Source organism: Streptomyces sp. NPDC046197, from assembly GCF_040646295.1.
In the GTDB taxonomy this organism is placed as follows: Bacteria; Actinomycetota; Actinomycetes; order Streptomycetales; family Streptomycetaceae; genus Streptomyces.
In genome coordinates, this window is the sequence record NZ_JBEYZY010000018.1 from 19498 (window position 1) to 39770 (window position 20273).

The 20273-nt window shown below is 65.4% G+C and carries 17 protein-coding genes; 2 read left to right on the plus strand and 15 right to left on the minus strand.

Going from position 1 to position 20273, the window contains the following annotated elements:
* The first annotated feature begins 305 nt into the window (after positions 1-305).
* The gene (locus AB0A61_RS24350; RefSeq protein ID WP_361295869.1) at positions 306-764 is read left to right on the plus strand and encodes an SRPBCC family protein; all 459 of its coding nucleotides are present in this window, start codon (positions 306-308) and stop codon (positions 762-764) included.
* Positions 764-1093: a TfoX/Sxy family protein gene (locus tag AB0A61_RS24355; RefSeq protein WP_361295872.1), complete on the plus strand. Its 330-nt coding sequence runs from the start codon at positions 764-766 to the stop codon at positions 1091-1093. Before AB0A61_RS24350 ends, AB0A61_RS24355 begins: the two co-directional genes overlap by 1 nt.
* Before the next feature lie 178 nt (positions 1094-1271).
* Here the strand turns inward: AB0A61_RS24355 and AB0A61_RS24360 are convergent, their stop codons facing one another.
* The 15 genes from AB0A61_RS24360 to AB0A61_RS24430 form a co-directional block, all read right to left on the minus strand.
* Positions 1272-2840 (minus strand): MFS transporter, encoded by a 1569-nt coding sequence (locus AB0A61_RS24360; RefSeq protein WP_361295875.1) that lies wholly within the window; start codon positions 2838-2840, stop codon positions 1272-1274.
* A gap of 503 nt (positions 2841-3343) precedes the next feature.
* Positions 3344-4900 carry an NAD(P)-binding domain-containing protein gene (locus AB0A61_RS24365; RefSeq protein ID WP_361295878.1) on the minus strand — a complete coding sequence of 519 codons (1557 nt, stop codon included), beginning with the start codon at positions 4898-4900 and terminating at the stop codon, positions 3344-3346.
* Positions 4901-5156: 256 nt separating this feature from the next.
* Positions 5157-6128, minus strand: coding sequence for a cupin-like domain-containing protein (locus tag AB0A61_RS24370; RefSeq protein WP_361295881.1), 972 nt, complete (start codon positions 6126-6128; stop codon positions 5157-5159).
* Positions 6129-6645: 517 nt separating this feature from the next.
* Positions 6646-7800, minus strand: a complete 1155-nt coding sequence (locus AB0A61_RS24375; RefSeq protein ID WP_361295884.1) for an acyl-CoA dehydrogenase family protein — start codon at positions 7798-7800, stop codon at positions 6646-6648.
* Complete coding sequence (locus AB0A61_RS24380) at positions 7797-8270, minus strand: YbaK/EbsC family protein (RefSeq protein WP_361295887.1); 474 nt, start codon at positions 8268-8270, stop codon at positions 7797-7799. Before AB0A61_RS24380 ends, AB0A61_RS24375 begins: the two co-directional genes overlap by 4 nt.
* Positions 8267-9853, minus strand: a complete 1587-nt coding sequence (locus AB0A61_RS24385; protein ID WP_361295890.1) for an amino acid adenylation domain-containing protein — start codon at positions 9851-9853, stop codon at positions 8267-8269. The genes AB0A61_RS24380 and AB0A61_RS24385 overlap by 4 nt, the downstream gene beginning before the upstream one ends.
* Complete coding sequence (locus AB0A61_RS24390) at positions 9831-10604, minus strand: alpha/beta fold hydrolase (RefSeq protein WP_361295893.1); 774 nt, start codon at positions 10602-10604, stop codon at positions 9831-9833. Before AB0A61_RS24390 ends, AB0A61_RS24385 begins: the two co-directional genes overlap by 23 nt.
* An 8-nt stretch (positions 10605-10612) precedes the next feature.
* Positions 10613-10882, minus strand: a complete 270-nt coding sequence (locus AB0A61_RS24395; RefSeq protein ID WP_361295896.1) for a phosphopantetheine-binding protein — start codon at positions 10880-10882, stop codon at positions 10613-10615.
* A gap of 11 nt (positions 10883-10893) precedes the next feature.
* Complete coding sequence (locus AB0A61_RS24400) at positions 10894-11841, minus strand: chlorinating enzyme (protein ID WP_361295898.1); 948 nt, start codon at positions 11839-11841, stop codon at positions 10894-10896.
* A 141-nt stretch (positions 11842-11982) separates the two neighbouring features.
* Positions 11983-13314, minus strand: coding sequence for an LLM class flavin-dependent oxidoreductase (locus AB0A61_RS24405; protein ID WP_361296246.1), 1332 nt, complete (start codon positions 13312-13314; stop codon positions 11983-11985).
* A 93-nt stretch (positions 13315-13407) separates the two neighbouring features.
* Positions 13408-15387 (minus strand): SGNH/GDSL hydrolase family protein, encoded by a 1980-nt coding sequence (locus AB0A61_RS24410; RefSeq protein WP_361295901.1) that lies wholly within the window; start codon positions 15385-15387, stop codon positions 13408-13410.
* A 43-nt stretch (positions 15388-15430) separates the two neighbouring features.
* Positions 15431-16105 carry a pyroglutamyl-peptidase I gene (gene pcp / locus AB0A61_RS24415; RefSeq protein ID WP_361296249.1) on the minus strand — a complete coding sequence of 225 codons (675 nt, stop codon included), beginning with the start codon at positions 16103-16105 and terminating at the stop codon, positions 15431-15433.
* A gap of 95 nt (positions 16106-16200) precedes the next feature.
* The gene (locus AB0A61_RS24420) at positions 16201-17448 is read right to left on the minus strand and encodes an MFS transporter (RefSeq protein WP_361295904.1); all 1248 of its coding nucleotides are present in this window, start codon (positions 17446-17448) and stop codon (positions 16201-16203) included.
* A gap of 401 nt (positions 17449-17849) precedes the next feature.
* Positions 17850-19034, minus strand: coding sequence for a cytochrome P450 (locus AB0A61_RS24425; RefSeq protein WP_361295907.1), 1185 nt, complete (start codon positions 19032-19034; stop codon positions 17850-17852).
* A complete protein-coding gene (locus AB0A61_RS24430; protein ID WP_361295910.1) occupies positions 19031-20266 on the minus strand; it encodes a hypothetical protein in 1236 nt (411 codons plus the stop codon). Before AB0A61_RS24430 ends, AB0A61_RS24425 begins: the two co-directional genes overlap by 4 nt.
* Positions 20267-20273 lie beyond the last annotated feature (7 nt).

The following is a 20273-nucleotide window of genomic DNA, read 5'->3' on the forward strand; positions in this document are numbered from 1 at the left end:
GGACGGCCCTCGATGCCACGACCCGTGCCGGACAGACAGGACGCCCGCAAGCTGGCACGGGTCAGGTGGGCTGTCCGTGTCTGAAGTGCAAGCCGGTGCCCGTCTCCAGCCGAACGGCGGAACCACTGCCTCGGTGATCTCCAGACCCCGTGCCTCGTGGTCGCGTCACCCCCGTCAGAAGGGGTGCGTTCTTCCACGGCCGTGCGCGGCGAGTACGTCGAAGCGGCAGGGCCTGGCGGGAGATACCGCTCGCGCCTTCGATCGCCGACCGCGCGCCCGCCGGCGTCGGCTGGGATCCTGCCCTCGTGGCAATCGACGTGACGGTGAGACGCGTGATCCCGCTGCCGCCCGGGCAAGTGGCTGCTTACGCCATGGACTGGCGCCACGACGCCGAGTGGACCCAAGGGATCCGTACGGCTGAGCTGACCCGACCGGCGGCGGGCGGCGGGTTCGGCGTGGGCGCCGAGATCACCCGCACGGCGTACTTCCTCACGCGGCGCATCGACTACGTCCTGCGCGTGGCCGCGTACGAGCCGCCGCGACTGCTGGACATGATCTCTGTCGGCGGACCGATGCCGATGCATGTCACCTATGCCTTCGAGCCCCACCCGCGCGGCACCCTGGCCGGTATCCGTGTGCGAGGAGGACCGGGCGGCTTCTACGGCGTCGCGGGGCCTCTGCTCGCCCGTCTGGTCCGGTCCAACCTCACCAAAGACCTGCGCGACCTCCAACGCCGACTGTCCGACCGTGAAGGAGGCGCGTAGTGGCGTATGACGAAGGGCCGGCCGAGCGAATCCGGGAACGGCTGGACACAGACCCCGACATCACCGAGAAGCGGATGTTCGGTGGCATCGCGTTCCTCCACCGCGGCAACATGGCCGTCGGCGTGACCGGCGACGACCTCATGGTCCGGGTCGGCCCCGACGCCACCGAGCAGGCTCTGGCCCGGCCTGGCACGAGAATCTTCGACATGACCGGTCGCCCGATGCGCGGCTGGGTCGTGGTCGCGGGCTCCGCCGTCGCAGAGGACGAGGTGCTCGGCCAGTGGATCGACGAGGGCCACGCCTTCGCCGCGAGCCTGCCGCCCAAGTAAACACTCGGCTGCCGCGCGCAACCCTCTGCCGACGCGAGGGCCCGCTGCTCCGCAGCCGCGCCCAGATCGGTGCCGGCAGCCAGTCGGCCGCGCGTCAGCGTGCGGCCAGGAGCCCGTGACCGTGCTGGGCAGGAGGAAGAGGGAGAAGATCGCGGTTGTGATGCCTGGACGTCGCCGCTCATGTCGCCGTTCCTCCCTTGCCCGGTACGGGCGTTGCGGGCGCGATCTGGGCGGGAACGGCCTCGCCGCACACCAGGTCGTCGAGTTCGGCGTCCAGTGGTGCGGCGTCCTCTGCGGGCTCGGCGGCGGTCTGCGGGGTGCTTCCGCGGACGGCGACGGCGATCCCTGCCACGGCCATCGGAAACGCCACGAACACCGCGGCGGTGCGCATGCCTCCCGGTGCCTTGAGGACCGTGGCGATCAGGGGCGGACCGAAGGCTCCGCCGGACTTGCCGACCGCCGCGGCCCATCCGCCGGCGGTGCCCCGGATGGACAAGGGGTAGATCTCGGCCGTGTAGGGGCCAAGGAGTGCGACGACGCCGGCGGTGCCGGCGAACAGCAGCATCACGGTGGCCAGGAGGACGGGCCGGCTGCCGTCCATGCCGACGGCGGCCAGCACCAGGAGCGCGGTGAGGGTGAGGGACGCATAGACGACCATGGTGCCCCTGGCCGACCAGCGCATGTAGAGCCATGCCGCGACCGCGCAGGTGGGGATGGCGAGCAGGGATGAGATGAACAGCAGGGTGGTGGCGGACATGCCGTGTGCGCCGGAGGACGCGAGCTGGCTGGGCAGGAACGTGATGAAGCCCCAGTAGACGAGGCCCCAGGCCAGTGCGTAGGCGCTGACGACCAGCGTCTTGGCTGTCTGCGGGCGCTTGAACAGGGCGGAAGCGGGGATGTGTTCGGGCCGTGACTGTCGTTCCGTGAAGGCGGCGGATTCCGGGATCCACCGGTTGAACGCGATCAGGATCAGGACCAGCGGGAGCTGGGCGAACCACAGCACGCGCCAGCCGGCCAGCGGGATGAGGATCGCGGCCAGCCCGGAGGCGGCCATGTAGCCGCCGGTGGTGGTGAGGCCGGCCTGGAGCACCATGATCGCCGCGCGCCGGCCCGGTGGCAGGCTCTCCGTCATCAAGGCGTAGACGACGGGCAGCATGCCTCCGGCCGCCATGCCCATCAGGGCGCACATGACGAGGTTGCCGCCGAAACTCGGCATGGCGCCGCACACCGTCGTACCGAGGAAGAGCAGCGACGCGATGACGATGGTGGCCCGGCGGCCGATACGGTCCGCCGCGCGCCCCCACATGAGTGACCCGAGCACGGTGCCGGTCAGCGCCACCGTGGGCAACCACGAGATCTCGGTGGTGCTGAGGTGGTACTCGGCGCGCATGCCGGGCGAGATGAAGGCCAGGGTTGCGGGCTTCATCTGGTCCACCAACAGGGCGAAGGTGAGGATGGCAATGAGGCGGTGCCGGTTCACCGTGACCGGCCGAGGCGGAGCGGAGGCGACCGCGGGACCGGTCCCGGACGGCTGCACCGCCGCGAAAGCCGAGATCACCACACCCACGACGATGGCGACCATGGCCGCCCACATCACCGGTGACATCTCCATCATCGACATGTCGAAATCCATCGATGCGGAGTCGGCGAACATCCATAAGTGCTCGATGACGCCGGCGCAGGTCAGGACGACGCCGGTCCAGAACAGCAGAGGACGGGGTATGAGGGCATCTGCTCGTGCGGTCAAGGTCAACTCCTGGTCGGCATGCGTGTGGAGGAGCCTGGGGGTTCCGGGGCGCAGGGGGAGACGTGTCCGCCGACCGGGGTGTGCTCTGGGAGGGTCGTGGAGACCTCCATGCTCAAAGCCCTCGGGAACGAGCACTGTTCATCAACGTCGAAGGTGGCCACCGAGCACAGGACCGGAATTGACACCCGAACGGGCCCCGCGTCCGTGTCGAGCCCGCGTCGAACGGGACTGCAGGAAGCCACTGGTGGCCCGGTTCGGTGGAATGCCTCTCCAGCGGCAAGCGGCAGCGGTCGGCGAATATCACCGACCGCCGGCCGCTGTGGGTGGACTGTCCGCACAAAGAGCTGATCACACGGCTCTTGGCAGACACCTGCGAGATCCGCGGAGCCGCGGGCGATGCCCAGGTGCATCACACCGTGTTCTCGCCGATCCCGTACACGCAGGACCGCCGCCGTCCGACTGGGTGCGCGTCATGCGTCCGCCTCACCGCGTAGGAGACCGTCTTACTGGCGCACGGCCCGGGCGGCTGCGATCGTGCGGGTGAAGAAGGCTTCGAGCGGTCTGATGTGGACGTCCGGTCGGCGCCATTCGTTCTCGAGGTCGTCCGGGAGGTGGAGCGTCTCGGCGAGTTCGCCCCGGCGGTAGTGCCGGATCACCGGGTGGAGGAAAGCGTCGATGTGGCCTTCGCCCAGCACCGAGGCCGAGAGACTGGGCTTGAACGGATCCGTCCGTTCGTGGTCCGGCCCGTACTCCAGGCTGACGGCAAAGGTGTTTTCGGCCTCGCCGAATGCCGGGTCATGGAGGTATCCGAAGGGTACTTCCTGGTAGTGCCGGACCGGGCCGGTGCCCGACACCTCGAGCAAATCGGCCAACACACCGAACTGCTGGAACAGCCCGGACGACCGATTGATCCGCTCGATCAAAGCCGCCGTCAGTTCTCGAGGCTCTGACGGAAGCTCATCGTACGGCCAGGTCCCGTTGTGGTACCGCTGCTCCAGGATGCGGCTGAGCGCGCGGGCCCCGTAGCGGAAGCCGTGGATGAAGCCGTTGGTCCCCTCCTTGAAGTCGAGTTGCTGAGTGAGAGTCCCGGCGAAGTACATGCCCGGCACGTTGACCGACTCATAGGCCCCAGTAAGCTCGGGAAAGCGGTCGTTGGCGGCGAGCTGCGGACGGCACTCGTCCTCGAAGACGGAGGTGTCGAAGCGGAAACCAGTGCACACGATCACACGGTCGTAGCAGTGCTCCATCGTCGCGCGGGTGAACTTGAATCGCACGCGGTAGCCTTCTGCTTGCTTCTCGATCCCAAGGATCCTCGCGTCCACGATGGCGTTTTGAATCTTCAGCTGGGAGGTGTCAATGAAGTTGTTGTTGATGGCCCGGAGATGCCCCAAGTAATGGCTTTGCCAAGCCAGGCGCACCGGGTTGGGGCCGGCGACATGGACGACGGCGGCCGTCTCCAGCAGGTTGCCGGCGGTCTCAAATGCCGAGTTCCCTTTACCTATGATCAGCACCCGCTGATCGATGAAATCCTTCGGGTCGACGGAGACTGTCGTATAGTGCTCCGCCAATTCAACACCAGGAATTTCCGGTATGTTTGGCCTGCTCACGCCGGTGGCGATAACGACCCGTCGTGCTCGATACGTTCCCCCGGTGCTGTCCCACGCCTCGAACCCGTCCCCCGCGCGGGCAACCCTCGTGATCCGCCGATTGAAGCGGATTCGGAGGCCTTGCCTTTCAGCGAAATCGGAGAGGTAGCGGAGCATGTCGCCCGCGAAGGGGAAGTAGCTCTCGGTGTAGCGAGTGAATCTGAGTTCCGGCCTGTCCGAGAGCAGAGAGTTCCAGTCCGAGCGCAGATTGAACTCCGGATCGCTGCTTCCCGTGTACCGCTTGTTAACCGAGATCAGTTGGCGGTGTCGCGGGTACCTGGCGAAGAACGCACCGGGCATCCCCGATTCTTCCACCACCTCGTAGTCATACCCTCCTGCGTGCAGAAGTTGGGCTACCTGAAGTCCGGCTGGACCGGCACCCACCACCAAATAGTCCAGATCAGCGTCCGCCACACCGACCCCCTCTCACATCATTTTTCAAGCCAAGCACGGAATCGCGCCTACCGTCCGAGACTCGTCTGGTGCACCACATGGATGTCCTTTCTGTTCGACGGACAGAGGGTTCACGGGCATGAAGGGCTGCCGCACCGGCACGAGCCGGAATCGTCCGCACACACCACGGCACGATGGCTGCCGGCTTCGACCAGCGGATCGGCGACAGTGCGGATGAAGAAAGCTCCGAGCGGCCCGACGTGACATCCGCCTACCGTCAGGCGCTATTCGCCCGGATCTGATCATCGGCGCGTTGCGGCACCAGACTGCTCAGCAGCTCCCTCGCGACGGCGCCCTCCTGCAGGAACACAGCCAGTTCGCCAAGCAGACGGCCGAAATCGGCTTCAGCGCTTGACCGCCGCTCACCTGCCCCCGCGATCCCATAGGCATATTCACGCCAGGCGGGGTCCCTCAGCAGGCGATCCGACAGAGCCTCCGTAAGAACGGAAACCCACGTGGGTCCAATCATGGCGAAGTTGACCTGGAGACACTCGCCGTATGCTTTTGTGGTGTGCCACCACCCCCGCGGCATGAACATCATGCCGCCGCTTGTCACCTCGGCGACCGACGAATCGCCGGGCATCGAAGTAGGGAACGGCAATTTGTCTGCGAACGTGAAGTGGGACTTGTTGATCTGGCGGTCACCTCGGAGGACCGTGGTGGTCTGATTCCGAACGTGTTCGTTTGGTGCCCATTGCCACACCTTACGTCCGGTGAGCAGCAGCGCAAGGTTCACCTCGGCATCGCTGTGCATCGCAAGTCCACTCGCATCCTCGTAAGCCGAGGAATTCTGCCCGGTTGAAGCAAAGATGTCGCAATGAAAGCCGGCACTGGGCATGCCCAGTTCCCCGGAGATCTGATCGATGGCCACCTGCAGCCCGGGCAGAAATCGCTCGGCACTCCGCAGGAGGCAGGTGAACTCCGCGTCATAGAACGGCAATGCTGCCTTGCCGTTCGGTACGTTGGCGAAAAACCCGTCGGGGCGGATTATCGATACACGATCCTCGAAAACCGCCATCGTACTCCTGGCGGAAGCCAGTTCTGGAATCGACTCCATCAACGGAGTGAGGCGTGCGGGGTCTCCGGCGAAGCAGCCCGGCACATGCGGCCAGTGTCCTCGAAGGAATTCTTCAGCAGTGAGAGGTGCTACGAGCATGTCCAGATCTATCACGGAAACCCCTTCCGTCATGCCACTCTACGGTAATACCGTCGCCGCAGGACAGACAAGAGCGCCTGCGGCCTGCGCCCGTGCACCGATGTCGAAATCGTTGAATCGAAGCGGACGCTGCGGGTCGCAGCCCGGTCCCGACCTTGCGGAAAGTAGTCGCCGGACGGGAAATGAATTTCGCTGCACGGGACGATCCTGAATCCGACCTACCCGCGAGCAGAGAGTCGGCCGCGCAGACACGGATAATTCGCGGAATCTTTCCTTGAGATCATGCCATGAACATGAGAGCCGGTACAAGGGTGTTCTTCAAGTGAGCCACTGGATACGTCGATAACCAAGGCTCCGTCACGGACTGCCTGTCCGGCGACTCCGCCTATTGAGCCGAAACGGCAGTTGTTCAGGGCCGTTTAACCCCTGTCCGAGTGAGCTGGTGGGGTACGGACGTCAGTTGTCCCGGTCGGAACAAGTGGCCCTCCGGCCGCGTGCGGTGGCGGAAAGAGATGCACTCCCAGCCCCTGAGCGTGGGGACCGGTGTTCGTCATGTGGTTTCGTACACCAGGTCGCGCAGGAGCTCACTCGCCCCGGCTGCGATCGGTCCGGCCATGGCGTCCCGGTACAACCGAGCTGCCACGGCGTCGGCGGCATACCCCCGTGCGCCGTGGAACTGCAGGCACGTCTGCGCCGCTGTGACGGCCAGTTCGGTCGCCCGGAGTTTGAGGACGGAGGCGGTGCGGGTGTCGAGCCGGCCGTTGGCCTGCAGCCAGGCCGCACGGTAGCCGTAGTGGCGGACCAGTTCGTACGAACTCTCCAGGTCCGCGATGCGGTGCCGTACGGCTTGGTGGGTACCCAGTGGCACTCCTTTGACCCGGTGTTCGCGCACGAAGGCATGGAGGAGGTCGAGGCAGTGGCGGACACCACCCACGGCGAGCATCCCGGCCACCAGGCGTTCGAAGTCCAGAGCGTGTACGAGGTGCTGCAGCGCCCGGTCGCGTCGGCCGACGAGCCGGTCAGCGGGGACATCCACGTCCGTGAAGCGCACCCGGCTGACGTCTGCGCTGTGCCATCCCAGCATCGGCTCCGGGTGTCGGCTCACGCCAGGGGTGCCCGCGTCGATCACCAGCAGACTTGCCCCGGTCAGACCGTTGCTGCGCTGCGCCGTGCGGGTCGTTGCCAACGTGACGAGGAAGTCGGCCCGGGAGCCGTTCGCCACGTAGAGCTTTTCGCCCGTGACGCGGTAGCCGTTCTCCGTGGGATCCGCCCGGGTGCTCAGCTCGCGCAGATCCGAACCGGCCTCGGACTCGGTGAGGGCCAAGGCCGCGATCAGCCGACCCTGCCGAACGCCGGGCAGGTACCGTTGCCGCTGGGCCTCGCTGCCGAACAGGTGGAGATAGGACGCCGCCATATAGGCGTGCACGGCCACGGACGCGCGAATGCCACCGTAACCGAGTCCCCCCAGTTCCTCCAGGAAGATCGCGCTGCGCAGGAAGCCGGGACCGGAATGCTCCAACGACAGCAGGCCGGCCTCGCCCAGACTCCGCCAGCCGCTTCGGGAAATGCCCCGCTCGCTCTCCCAGTCATCGGCGTGCGGGCGCACCAGGCCGTCCAGCAGACCACGTATGTGTGCACGAAAACCGTCGTGGTCGGCGGCGAGAAAGCCGACGTGGCCGGGATCGCTCAGGTCAATGTGTCTCACTTGATCGAGACGACGGTATGCGCAGGCAGGATGTCGGTGATCTTCATCGGGATCTTGAAGACGGCCCGCGGTGTGCCGGCTGCGGCCCATGTCTCGGCGAAGGCCAGAAGGTCCTCGTCGACGAACACCGTCAGGTTCTCCTTGTGTCCCAGCGGCGGCACCCCGCCGATGGCGTATCCGGTCACGGTCTTGACGAAGTCGGCGTCTGCCTTGGCGATGTCGCTGCCCAGAGCAGCGGCGACGGCCTTCTCGTTGACCCGGTTGGGACCGCTGGCCAGAACGAGTACCGGCTCTCCGGTGGCGACGCCACGGAACACCAGCGATTTGACGATCTGGGCCTTCTCGCACCCCAGAGCCAGGGCCGCGTCGTCGGCCGTGTGCGTCGACTCCGGGAGTTCGACGACGGTCAGTTCGAGACCGCGCTGGTGAAGAACGTCCTGGAACTGACGGGCACGCTTGCTGAGGCTCATGACGGTGACACTCCGGATGGGTGATGAATGGTCAAGAGGGCCCGACGGTCGACCTTTCCGGTAGCCGTGAGGGGTAGTGAGCTGCACAGGTGTACGGCCGACGGAATCATGTAGTCGGGCAGTCGCACGCTCAGCCTTTCACGCACTGCTGAGGGGGTGCAATGGGGCACCGCGGGCACGACGAAGGCCACCAGTACCTTCCCGCCGGAGAGGGTCTCCGTCACCGTGACATAACTCTGCTTGACCGTCGGATCCTGGTCGAGGTGGTGAAAGATCTCGCCGATCTCGACCCGGAAGCCGTTGACCTTGACCTGGTGGTCGAGCCGCCCCTGGAACACCACGTTGCCGTCCTCGAGGAGATAGCCCCGGTCGCCCGTCCGGTAGATCCTCTCGCGGGAGCCGTCGATATCGCATACGACGAACGGGTCACCCGTATCAGCGACGTGGTCCAGGTATCCGGGGGAGAGTCCGGGTCCCGCGAGCCACACTTCGCCGATCTCACCGGGGGCGCACAGCCGCTTGTCGTCGACCACGTACATCCGAGTGTTCTGAATGGGCTGTCCGATGGGCAGTGCAGAGCCGGCCGGGGGTAGTTGGCTGACCGGATAGCAGGTGGCGAAGGTAGTGCATTCGGTCGGGCCGTACACGCTGACGAGTCGGTCCGGTCCGTAGTGGGCCAGTGCCTTGCGGATGTGAGTGATCGAATGCGCCTCACCCCCGGTCAGGATCGTCCGCACGCCGGACAGGGCGTCCGGGGCCTCGTCCACCACGGTGTTGAACAGCGCCGTGGTCAGGAAGACCACCGTGACGCCCTGTTCGGTCAGCACCCGCCGGAGTTCGGAGAGACGGATGAACGACGCCGGATACAGGACACATGTGCCCCCGTGGAGCAGCGATCCCCAGATCTCGAAGGTCGCCGCGTCGAACGAGACCGGAGACGCCTGCAGCACCACACTGTCTTCGTCGAGACTGGCGTAGCGCGCACCGAAGACCAGCCGGGCCACACTGCGATGACGGATCGGCACCCCCTTGGGACGTCCCGTCGAGCCCGAAGTGAAGTTGATGTACGCGATGTCGTCCGGACCGGCACGCGTATCGGGGTTCCCGTGCGGGAGGAGCGTTTCCTGTCCCACGTCCGCGGAGATGACCCGCTGGTCCGGCAAACGGTCTGCGAGTGCCGTGACCCGGTCGCCGAGGACCAGGCGACATCCGGCATCGCGGAAGACGGTGCGCAGGCGTTCGTCGGGCCAGGAGGCGTCGACCGGCAGATAGGCGGCCCCGCACTTCAGCACCGCCAGCAACGCACCGATCAACTCGGGAGAACGCTCGATGCACACGCCAATGGTCTCGCCTGGTTCGGCACCCGCCTTGAGCAATCGGGCCGCCACCACGTTGGCGAGCCCGTTGAGCGACCGATACGTCAGACGCCGGTCGCGGTGTACGACGGCCACCGCGTCCGCGTGGCGTTCGGCGCACGTCTCGAAGAGGTCCTTGAGACTGTCGTGGCTCGGGTACGGCTGGGCCGTCCGGTTGATCCTTCGGTGGATCGACAGGGCCTTCTCATCGCAACTGATCCTGTCCACCAGGTGCTCCCAGCCGTGAGTTGAGGACATCGAGCAGGTGAGGGCGGTGTGTGAGGGGGAAGAAGTGCCCACCCGGCATTCCGATCAGCTCGCAGCCGTGACGGCCGAACGAACTCCAACGGGCCATGTCTGCCAGGCCGTCGGCCGGGTCGTCCCGTCCGTACATCGCGGTGATCGGCACCTCCACTCCGACGTCGCACCGGCCGCCCCACGTCTCGGCGAGCCGGATCTCGCTGCGTATCGTCGGCAGCATCAGCCTCATCAGCCGCTCGTCGTCGAGGAGTTCCGGTGGGACACCTCCCAGCCGCAGCAGTGCTTCGCGGAAGTCGCGGTCCGGCAGATCGTGCATGTAGGGGCGGGCCTGCGGGGCGTCCGGGCTACGGCAGGCGGAGACGAACAGTCTGCGGGTCCGGCGGGGATGTGCGGCGTCGGCGAGACGAGCCAGTTCATAGGCCAGTCGCCCGCCGAAGCTGTGACCGTAGAGGGCGTGGGGCCGCTCCAGATAGGGCGACAGTGCGGTGAAGGCGTCCTTGAGCAGCAACCCCCAGTCTTCATAGAGGGGTTCCTTGATTCGAGGACCCCGTCCGGGCAGCCGGACGGCGAGTACCTCGATCCCGTCGGCCAGACCGCCTGCCCATGACCGGAAGATGTCTGGACTGCCACCGGCCCACGGGAAACAGATCAGCGTGATGTACGGGTCATGAGACGGACGTTGGCACGTCAGGACCCAAAGGGAGTCGTCAGGCCGCACGGTGGTCTCTAGGGACCGGCGAGCGGCGCCGACCGGCGCCTGTTGCGCTCGATTTGTGAGGCAAGGGCTCGGATGCTGCTGTCGGCGAACAGGTCGTCGGGCGGCAGCGCGTCCTCACCGAACGCCTCATCGACCCGCGCGATCAGCTTCATCGCGCTCAGCGACGTACCGCCGGCCTCGAAGAAGTCGTCCTGCACGGTGGCGACGTTCAAGCCCAGTGCCTGGCATTCACTGATGAGCCATTGTTCGACATGTTGCTCGTCCACTGTCTCGGACATGGTCCTTCCTCCTATCGCACCGGGAAGCGGTAGCCGTTGACGGTGTGGTCGACGACGTTGTTGTGCCGGAACCTGTCCTCACCGGACACCAGGACGGTGCCGTATCGATCGAGGCTGGCGGCCCCACCGAATTCCTCCAGGGCGTCGGAATACGGGTACACCTGCACCTGCGTCGGCACATAGCGGGCGGCGAAGCCCAGACGCATCCGGTCGGTCGCGCCGTTGTGCGGGTGGGAGGCGTGCATCAACGTCGACCAGAAGATGATGAACTGGCCCTGCCGCATGACCTGGGAGACCGCCTTTGACTCATCAGGAGACCAGTCCGGGTCCCTTTGCAGCTGCCGGTAGTCGTATCCGAAGAAGCCCCGCCGGATGCCGTTCTTCTCCACGTTGTTGATGGAGTCCGGGTCGTACGTCATGACCTTTGATTCGTCGTAATTCATGGTCCTGTGCGAACCGGGAATGAATTGCAGGCATCCGTTGTCGCGACTTGCTTCGGTGAAGGCCGACCAGACAGTGATCGTGCCGCCGAAATCCGAGTCCTCCGGCCAGACGATCTGCGGGTGCTTGGAGCCGGCCACGTTCGAGAAATTGTCCGCCTGGTGCCAGTCCGTCCCTTCGTCTCCGGGGTACTTGGGAAAGAACTCGGTGCGCCAGCAGAGTACGTCGGGACCGATCAGGCTCGCCACCCGGTGGACGATCTCGGGTCGGGTGATGTGCTCTGCAAGGAAGTCGACGTCCAGGTGGCGGTCGTAGTTGGCCAGGTTGGTGCTGCCCGAGGCGGCCTGCTTCTGGCTGTAGATGGAGGTCTTGGTGTCAATCAGTTTGGGCCGGATCCGGCGGAGGTTCTGCTCCATGTCGTCCTCGGGGTAGAGGTCGAACGGCCCGATAAACCCGTCCCGGTGAAACTGCTCGATTTCCTGAGCGCTCAGCGCAAAATCAACGGACTGCTGTTTCATGTGTGGCCTTCCTTCAGATATCTGTCACCTGCGGCCGGAGCCGGACCGAGGGAAAACGGTGTCACATACGTGGCCCGCAGCGTTCCGGCGTGTCAGCACGCCATGGGGCAGGGTCGGCATGTTCATGCCGCGTCCGGTGAACTACCCGGCCTCGCCGTCCACGTACTGGTTGGCAGGACGGACCACTCCATAGTGGTCACGCAGCGTCTTTCCCGAGTACTCGGTGCGGAAGAGGCCTCGGGCCTGCAGGATCGGCACCACATGGTCGACGAAGCTCTCCAGGCCCGAGGGCAGCACCGGCGGCATGATGTTGAAGCCGTCGGCGGCGGCGTTCTCGAACCAGTGCTGCATAGCGTCCGCCACCTGCTCAGGTGTGCCCGCCAAGGTGTGGTGACCGCGGCCCGCCCCCAGCCGACCGATGAGCTGGCGTACCGTCAGTCGCTCACGGCGGGCAAGGCCGACGACCAGCGCATAGCGTCCCTGTCCTCCCTCGATGCGCCGGTCAGTGGTAATGCTGGCGGGCAGCTCCTCGTCCAGGTGCAGCTCGTCGGCGGGCACCTGCAGGATGTTGACCAACTGCTTGATGGCGTACTCAGGCTTGATCAGGCGTGCGAGCTGGGCGTCGGCCTCCTCGGCTTCGGCCTGCGTCGAGCCGATCGTCGGCACGATGCCGGGCAGGATCTTGACGGTCTCCGGATCGCGGCCGAAATGGGCAGCCCGCTTCTTCAAGTCGGCGTAAAAAGCTTGGGCCTCGTCCAGGGACTGTTGCACGGTGAACACGGCGTCCGCATGGCGGGCCGCGAAGTCCCGGCCGTCTTCGGACGACCCGGCCTGGACCAGGAGCGGGTAGCCCTGCGGACTGCGCGCGACGTCCAGTGCCCCGGCGACATTGAAGTACGTTCCGACGTGTGCCGGGGCGTGGAGCCGACTGTTGTCACCCCAGACTCCCGCCTCTTTGTCGCCGAGTATCGCGTTGTCCTCCCAGCTGTCCCACAGCTTTCGGGACAGCTCCACGAACTCGTCGGCGCGGGCATACCGGTCCCTGTGCCCGGGGAGCTCGTCCAGCCCGAAGTTGCGGGCTGCTATCAGGGTGGCCGTCGTCACGATGTTCCAGCCGACCCGGCCACCGCTGACATGGTCGACGGAGGCGAACCGTCGAGCCAGGTTGAAGGGTTCGTTATAGGTCGTGGAGGCTGTGGCGATCAGGCCGATGTGCTCGGTCGCACCGGCCAGCACGGTCAGCAGTACGGTCGGTTCCAGGGCGGCGGCCGGCTGGCGGCTGATGTCCCCCCACAGTCCGGGATGGTCGGCAAGGAACAGGGAGTCCAGTTTGCCGCGCTCCGCCACCCGGGCCAGGTGTCGGAAGTGCTCGACATCGGTGTTGGCCAGCGGGTCGCTCTCCGGAAGCCGCCAAGCCGACTGGTGATGTCCAACGCTGGTCAAAAACGCATTGAGGTGCATTTCCCGGGTCATCGGATTCCCTTCTTGTCTCTTGCCCACAGCGTTGAAAGCGCGAGTAGGCCACGGGACCGGCGCCGCAGCGCATCCCCATGCCAAGTCGGTCAGCTACTGGATGTCGAACACGGGCCGTAGCGCGAGGAGTTCCGTGCGGTAATCCTCGGACTCGAACAGGTCCCAGGACCGCGCGTGCCGAACGGTGTATTTCTCGTGTACTGCGCGCAGCCGCAGCAGCTTCTCCAGCAGCGACAGGGCCAACTGCTCGGTCTCCAGCTCATTCTGGTGCGCCGAAATAGTAAGAGCAACGCAGACCCCCTCGATGAGCTTCTCCAGGGTCCACGCCGGGTAGAGCATGCTGCACCGGGAATGCGCACCGAACCGGAACGCTTCGCGTAGGTACCAGTTGCGCACCGTCGCGATCCGGTGGGCGCGGGAATCCTCGAACAGCGCAGCGCTGCAGGCGAGTTGCCGTTGCGCCTTCTTGAGGATGCGGCGGGAGTACAAGGTGTCGATCCGCAGCCTACTGCTCGCTGCCCGGGGGATTCCTGGCAACACGCGCTCTCGTTGCACCGCAGAACTGAGGTGCCGGCAGACAGTCTCGATGGCTGTCCCCTCGGCACAGGGGTGCGTTTCCGCCGCCGTCGCGTAATCGTGCAGGATCCGGCAGAGATAGTATTCCGGGAACCTTCCGATCTCCCAGCCGTACTCGGGCAGCCATTGTGCGAGGTCGTCCAGTGACGTGATCGCGGGATGCCCGGCCGCGTACCGGAAGGTGTTGATGATGTTGGCCTGGAGATCCGACCTTGGTTCGGGCCACTCCGGCTCGCCGGTGAGGAAATCGTCGGGACCCAATTCCCGGGCGCTCTTCAGCAGTTCTGCTGCCACCTGCCGCACAGCCGGCTGGGCCACGTCGAAGTCCAGGGAGAAGTGGTCCGCCAGGGTCGGGGTCACGTCGAAGTACGCATCCGGGCTGGGGTAGACGCATACGTACCCGGCATCGCTCTCCACCGTGCCATCGGTCAGGGCCAGCCGTGCGGCAAGGGCCTCGGCGATGGTCTCGTGCGCCTCAGCGGTCGGGTGGCAGTAGTCCACGAAGTCGGCGGGACTCAGCAGCTCGGCCAGGTCGACGACCTCGACGTTCGACCGCGCCGAAGCAGCTGCTATCCGCCGCCGGTACTCATTCTTTATGCGATAGAGATTGATGTCGCGCTCCGCAGCGCGCGCCGCATAGCTGTGCGCCTGGTCCTGCTGTCCTCTTGTCTCCAGCACCCGGCTCAGGTTGTATGCGGCGACCGCGCCGGACGCGCCCTCGGTCTCGGCCAGCTTCTTCAGTATGGCCACGGGTTCTTCATCGTCGTTCTGCTGATGTAACAGAACGGCAAGGTTATTCAGTGCGATCGCCGGGACGCGGCCCTCCCCACAGGCCAACTGGCGGTATTTTTCGGCGGCTTCCGCCAAGGCTCCGTTCTCATGCAGACGCAGGGCATCGATCAACGTATGGAGCGGCATGGTGTGACCGGTGAGTCCGTCGGCCAGCCGCGCCGGCAGCCCCACAATCTTGTAGTAGGGGGCATTGCTCCCCATCATGGCTGCCGGAAACCCCGTGTTGGCGATCGGGTTGATCAGCACGACGCGGGTCCCGCGACGGCGCGCCTCCCGCGCGATCGACTCCACATTCCTCTGGAAGTCCTCCGGCGAGGTCGCCACGGTGAGGCGTTCATCCCTGTCGTCGAACTCCCCCAGGTTCCTCTGCCGGATGCGGACGACCGGCCGTTCGCGCGGGGAGCGTGGCAGAAACCGATCGCGGTCACGCCAGCTGCGGTACGCCCCCTTGTAACGCGACTGGGCACCATCGGAATTTCCGAGGTACACGATGACCACGTCCCAGCCCCGACGTGACATTTTCCGCCGGAAGTACCGTGCCGCATCAGCGCTCGTGAAACCCGGAACGGCATGGTTCTCGACCCGGTGGACCCCTTTAAACATCGTATGCAGTACGGATGGGTAAACCACCTGTGGAGCACCGATACCCGCACTGCATGAATCACCGAGGACAAGTATTCGCACGGGGATATCCCTCCTGCTCACGAAGGTGAGTACGGGGTGCCACGCGAGGAGTGCGGCCGCCGGACTACTTCTGCGACCGCCGGGACAGCCAGGACTTGGGACTCAATCGCGTCGACCGGGATGTCACGGAGTGATCCGTGGAGGTGCTCATGGCAGTGGCCAGTACGACGCGCAGGGCCTCGGCGGCGGTGGCACTGGCCATGGACGGGCGCCGGTCCCGGTCGGCCGCCTGGGCCGGGGTGAACGGTATGTGCACGAACCCGCCCCGGATGTCCGGGAACTCGGTAGCGATGAGATGGGCGAGGCCGAAGGCGATGTGGTTGCACAGAAAGGTGCCGGCCGTGTGGGAAACCGATGCAGGTATTCCTGCTTTCAGCAGGGCCTTGGTACAAGCCTTGACCGGCAACGAAGAGAAGTAGGCTGCGGGCCCGTCAGGGACGATCGCCTCGTCGATGGGTTGATTGCCCTTGTTGTCCGCGCCCTCGGCATCGTTGAGATTGATCGCGACGCGCTCGACGGTGATGTCCGGACGACTGCCCCCCTGGCCCGTCGAGACGACCAACTCTGGCTTGACCCGGAGGATTTCCTTGCGCAGTTCGGCTATGGAATCCCCGAATGCACAGGGCAGTTGGACCACTTCCAACTCCAGATTATCCGGCGGGGATTCAGCTACGAGTCGACATGCCTCCCACGCGGAGTTCAGATAATTTCGACCGAAAGGTTCGACGGCGGTCAGCAGAGCGCGTGAAACGGTAGCCTCCGGGGTGTGAGGACAGCAAAGCTGTCAGACGTGTCGGCCTGTTGAAGAGAACGAAAGGGTTCGGCGTGGCTGCCTTACGTCGCGTGCCGTAGGCCACGTACGGAGGGGATGGCGAGGGGACAAAGCGTGAGGGCGATCCACAGGAATCCGCCGACCAGCGCGACACGGGAAGCCCCGAAAGCACTCGCCATGGGGGCAGCTGAGAGCTGCCCCGCCGGGACGGCGATGAAGGACCCGAGATTGTCGTACGACGAGATCCGGGAAAGCATGTTCTGCGGGATGTTCTCTTGGAGCGTGGTTTCCCAGGCGATGCTGTACAGTCCGAAACTCAGCCCCGCGATGAACGCGGTGGCAGCGAGCCAGTACGCATTCGCCACGAGCCCCAGAGCGATCAGGGGAAGGCCCACCAGGCTCGCACACAGCTGTGCCACGGGCAGCAGACGCCTCAGGGTGATCCGGTACATCACCACCGCGATGAGCAGTACGCCGACCGCCCTGACGCTGAGCACCATGCCCCAGGACGTCTCGCCGATCCGCTCCTTCGCGATCAGCGGTCCAAGGACCGTCCAGATGCCGACCTGAATGTAGTTCGCGACGCCGAACGAAGCGACGATCGTCCAGACCCAGGTCCTGGACCTGAATTCCGTCCAGCCCTCTCGCAGGGCAACGAAGGCGCTGGCCTTACGAGGCGGCGTCTTACCCGTCACGGTGAGGCGGAACATACAGAGCGCGGCGACGAAATAGGTGGCGGCGTCGACGGCAATGGCCCAACCGCCGTTCGTGGTCACCACAATGGCGGCCGCGACTGTCGGCCCCAGTACCTTTGCAGCATTCTTGGCCGATCCCAGAACCGAATTCGCGCGCTGAATCTGCGGCTTGGGGACTATGTCCGGGACGATTCCGCGCAGAGCCGGGTTCGTAAAGGCTGCCATCGTTCCATTGACGGCTTCCAGTAGGATCAGCGAACCGAGATGGTAGTACCCGGAGATCAACAGGAATGCGACAACGGCCTGCGTCAGGCCGGCACCGAGGTTCGACAGCAGGAGTACCAGTCGCCGCGAGAACCGGTCGCCGACCACACCGCCGGCCAGCGTGAACACTATGAGTGGGATGGTATTGGCAGTGAGCACTGCACCCATGTCGCCGGCACTGTTCGACGCGTTGAGTACCGCGAGGGACAGTGCCACCGGAGTCATCGCACTACCGAGTAACGAGACAAGCCGTCCTGTGAAGAACCATCGGAATGCCGGCAGATGGAAGGGACTGGCGACACCCACCCCCTGGTCCGGATCGTCAGCTGTGGCTTCGGTTTTCAGACTCATTCCCTCATCCTGCTTGACACGTACGGAACCCGGCGAAGAGACATCAGAGACTACAACAGCAATTGCCCATGCTTGCAGAGCAGTTGATGGCATGTCCACTCACGAAGAGGGGGTCCCTCACCTTCCCTGAGAATTCGTCCGGGACGAGACTGCACGCACGACGAGCGTTCGAGATGCTGCCCGTAATTCCCTGACACGGACGGGCCCGGCTCCTGCCGGGCCCGTCCGCCGGCTCATTCTCAGTGGTCGTAGCTCATGGGGCACCTCCTCCTTTGTCGGTCGGCTGGTTGATCACGGGCACGCCGTCCCTCCCGCAGCTCAATGGAGGACGGGGAAGGCAACGACTCGCAGACCGTCACAGGCCTGCGGGTCCGCGCCCATGAAGACTGAGTGGTGTGCCGTCACTGACGGAAGGTCACCGGCAGGGTGTCCAGGCTCCGCACCGTTGCCGTACGTCGGCGTACCGGTGCGCCGGCCGGCCTGAGCGGCGCGGCGGCGTCGAGGAGACCGATCACCAGCTGCTTCACCGCCAGCTGGCCGAATATCGTCCCGAGGCAGGCGTGCGGCCCCCAGCCGAATCCCAGATGCGGGTTGGGAGACCGGTCCAGGACGAGTTCGTCCGGGCGCGGAAACTGCTCCGGGTCCCGGTTGGCGGCTGCCATCAGCGTCAGCACCGTCTGGCCGGGCTCGATCACCGTGTCGCCGATCGTGGTCCGCCTGGTCGCCACGCGGCTCGTGCCCTGCGCCGGCCCGTCGAAGCGGATCAGCTCATCCACGCCGGTGTCGAGCAGGCGCTCGTCACGCAACTGCTCCAGCGCTTCGGGGTGCTGAAGAAGTGTGAGTGCCACATTGCCCGCGGTGGCATACACCGTGCCGAAGCTCGCATTGAACGTGACACTGGTGGTGTTCCGGATGTAGTGCTCCGGGACCCGCGCCTTCGCCGCGTTCTTCCGTACGTCGTGCAGTGTGCCCGGCCGGTCGTTGGTCTCGAACCAGGAGTCGACCAAGGCGTTGAACTTCTTCCGAGCCTGGTCCCCGGTCTCGATCACGCTGGGCAGCAGGCCGTAGTCCATCCGTCGCGCGAGCGCGTCCGATATCTGGACATAGGGACCCAGCTCCGGCTCTTCCACGCCCAGGAGTTCTGCGGTGAGCGTCAGCGAGACCGGTGCGGCGACCTCGGCCATCCAGTTGAACTCCGCCCGGCCGGACATGCGGTCGAAGATGTCCGCGATCTGTCGGCGGGCCCTTCGGCCGATGCCGTCGAGATCCTGTGCCCGCAGGGAGTTGATGAACAGGCCCCGCAACGAGGTCTGGGCCGGTGGGTCCAGGGACTGCACACTCTGCCGGAACTCCGGTACGTCCTCGCCCACCCGGCGCCTGTCCCGGGCGAAGAGTCCGTGGTCCCGCAGAACGTCACGGCAGTCGCGATAGCGGGTCAGAACCCATGACGCCAACTGCTCGTGCCAGAAGACGGGAGTCTGCTCCCGCAGACGGGCGTACAGGGCGTAAGGGGACGTGAGTGTGTCGGGGTCGAGTGGGTCATAGCGAATCGCGGGTGCGGCAGCAGCTTCCAGTGGGGAATTCATGTCTGCGCCGCCTCTAACGGGGCATTCTCATGGATTCTTTCCACGGCGGCCACCACGGCGTCGATCGCACGCTGGCACTCGGCCACGGATCGTCCTTTCACCGCCGCACAGCCGACGCCCAGGGTTGAAGCCTCCGCCATGTTCCGCATTGCGCTCCCCCGTTCGAGCCGCATGATCACTTTGTCCACTCCCGGAATTTTCATGATTTCTTCGGCTTCGACGTTGTTCAGCTTGCCGGGAGCCGTGGGAAGTATGGTCCATCCATGGGTCAGCTCAGTTTCTTCCGCCCATCGCGGTATGGGATCCCCGGTGATGACGCGCGCGCTCGCCTCATAGATGTCCACACCTATCACGCGTTGCGTCATCTCGCCCACGATCCCGCCGCCCGGGCGGCAGGCGAGTTCGCTGGCCACAAACGTTCCCGGTTCGCCGAACGCTTCGAGGTGGAACACGCCCGTGGTCAGCCCGAGTGCATGGAGCGCACGCAAGGTGAGGTCGGCGGCCGAATCGTAGACGTCAGGATTGAGTGCCGGAGTCAGGGCTATCGAGCGAATGGGTTTGCCATATTTCGTGCACAGTAGCGGTTCACTGTATCTGGAGACCATGAAGGCCGACAGCTTTCCGTTCTCCACAATTCCATCGAAATGCCACTCGCGACCTTCGACGAACTGTTCGACCATGGCTCGGCCCCCGTCAATGGAATCGGCCGCCGTCACGAACTCGTCCAGTTCCCGTACGACCTTCACCGACTTGCTCGCGCCCTCGGCAAGCGGCTTCACGACGAGCGGGAACCGGAGGTCGCTTTCGGCCAGCCAGCTCTCTGCTTCGGCTTCCGACGCGAGGCTGTTGCACAGGACGCGCCATGATGCCGTGGGTATCCCCGCCGCATTCCACTTCTTCTTCTGCACCCCCTTGTCCCGGCAGGCGAGCGCCTGGGCCGGGGTGAGGGACCGGGCGCCGGCCAGCTGTCCCAGGACCGCCGCGGCGACGACGGCCCACTCGGTCGTCGTGACCACCGCACCAATCGGGTTCATCGGCTCCAGATGGTGGACAGCAGACCACAGCGACTCAACCTTGCGGTACGAGTCCACCGCACAGATGCGTTCCACCTGATCGGCGAGGACCGCCACTCGCTCCCGGTGGCCCGGCTCGTACAGCAGGGTGATCTCGTGTCCGTCGGCACGCAGTCCACGTACGATCTCTGCCCGCGGCCCCACGAGTACGACATGCATGATTCTC

Excerpts from the sequence above, each read along its gene's own strand:
- AB0A61_RS24370 (WP_361295881.1), bottom strand. The coding sequence starts at position 6,128 with ATGACGGAAGGGGTTTCCGTGATAGATCTGGACATGCTCGTAGCACCT.
- AB0A61_RS24380 (WP_361295887.1), bottom strand. The coding sequence starts at position 8,270 with ATGAGCCTCAGCAAGCGTGCCCGTCAGTTCCAGGACGTTCTTCACCAG.
- AB0A61_RS24395 (WP_361295896.1), bottom strand. The coding sequence starts at position 10,882 with ATGTCCGAGACAGTGGACGAGCAACATGTCGAACAATGGCTCATCAGT.
- AB0A61_RS24400 (WP_361295898.1), bottom strand. The coding sequence starts at position 11,841 with ATGAAACAGCAGTCCGTTGATTTTGCGCTGAGCGCTCAGGAAATCGAG.
- AB0A61_RS24405 (WP_361296246.1), bottom strand. The coding sequence starts at position 13,314 with ATGACCCGGGAAATGCACCTCAATGCGTTTTTGACCAGCGTTGGACAT.
- AB0A61_RS24420 (WP_361295904.1), bottom strand. The coding sequence starts at position 17,448 with ATGAGTCTGAAAACCGAAGCCACAGCTGACGATCCGGACCAGGGGGTG.
- AB0A61_RS24425 (WP_361295907.1), bottom strand. The coding sequence starts at position 19,034 with ATGAATTCCCCACTGGAAGCTGCTGCCGCACCCGCGATTCGCTATGAC.
- AB0A61_RS24430 (WP_361295910.1), bottom strand. The coding sequence starts at position 20,266 with ATGCATGTCGTACTCGTGGGGCCGCGGGCAGAGATCGTACGTGGACTG.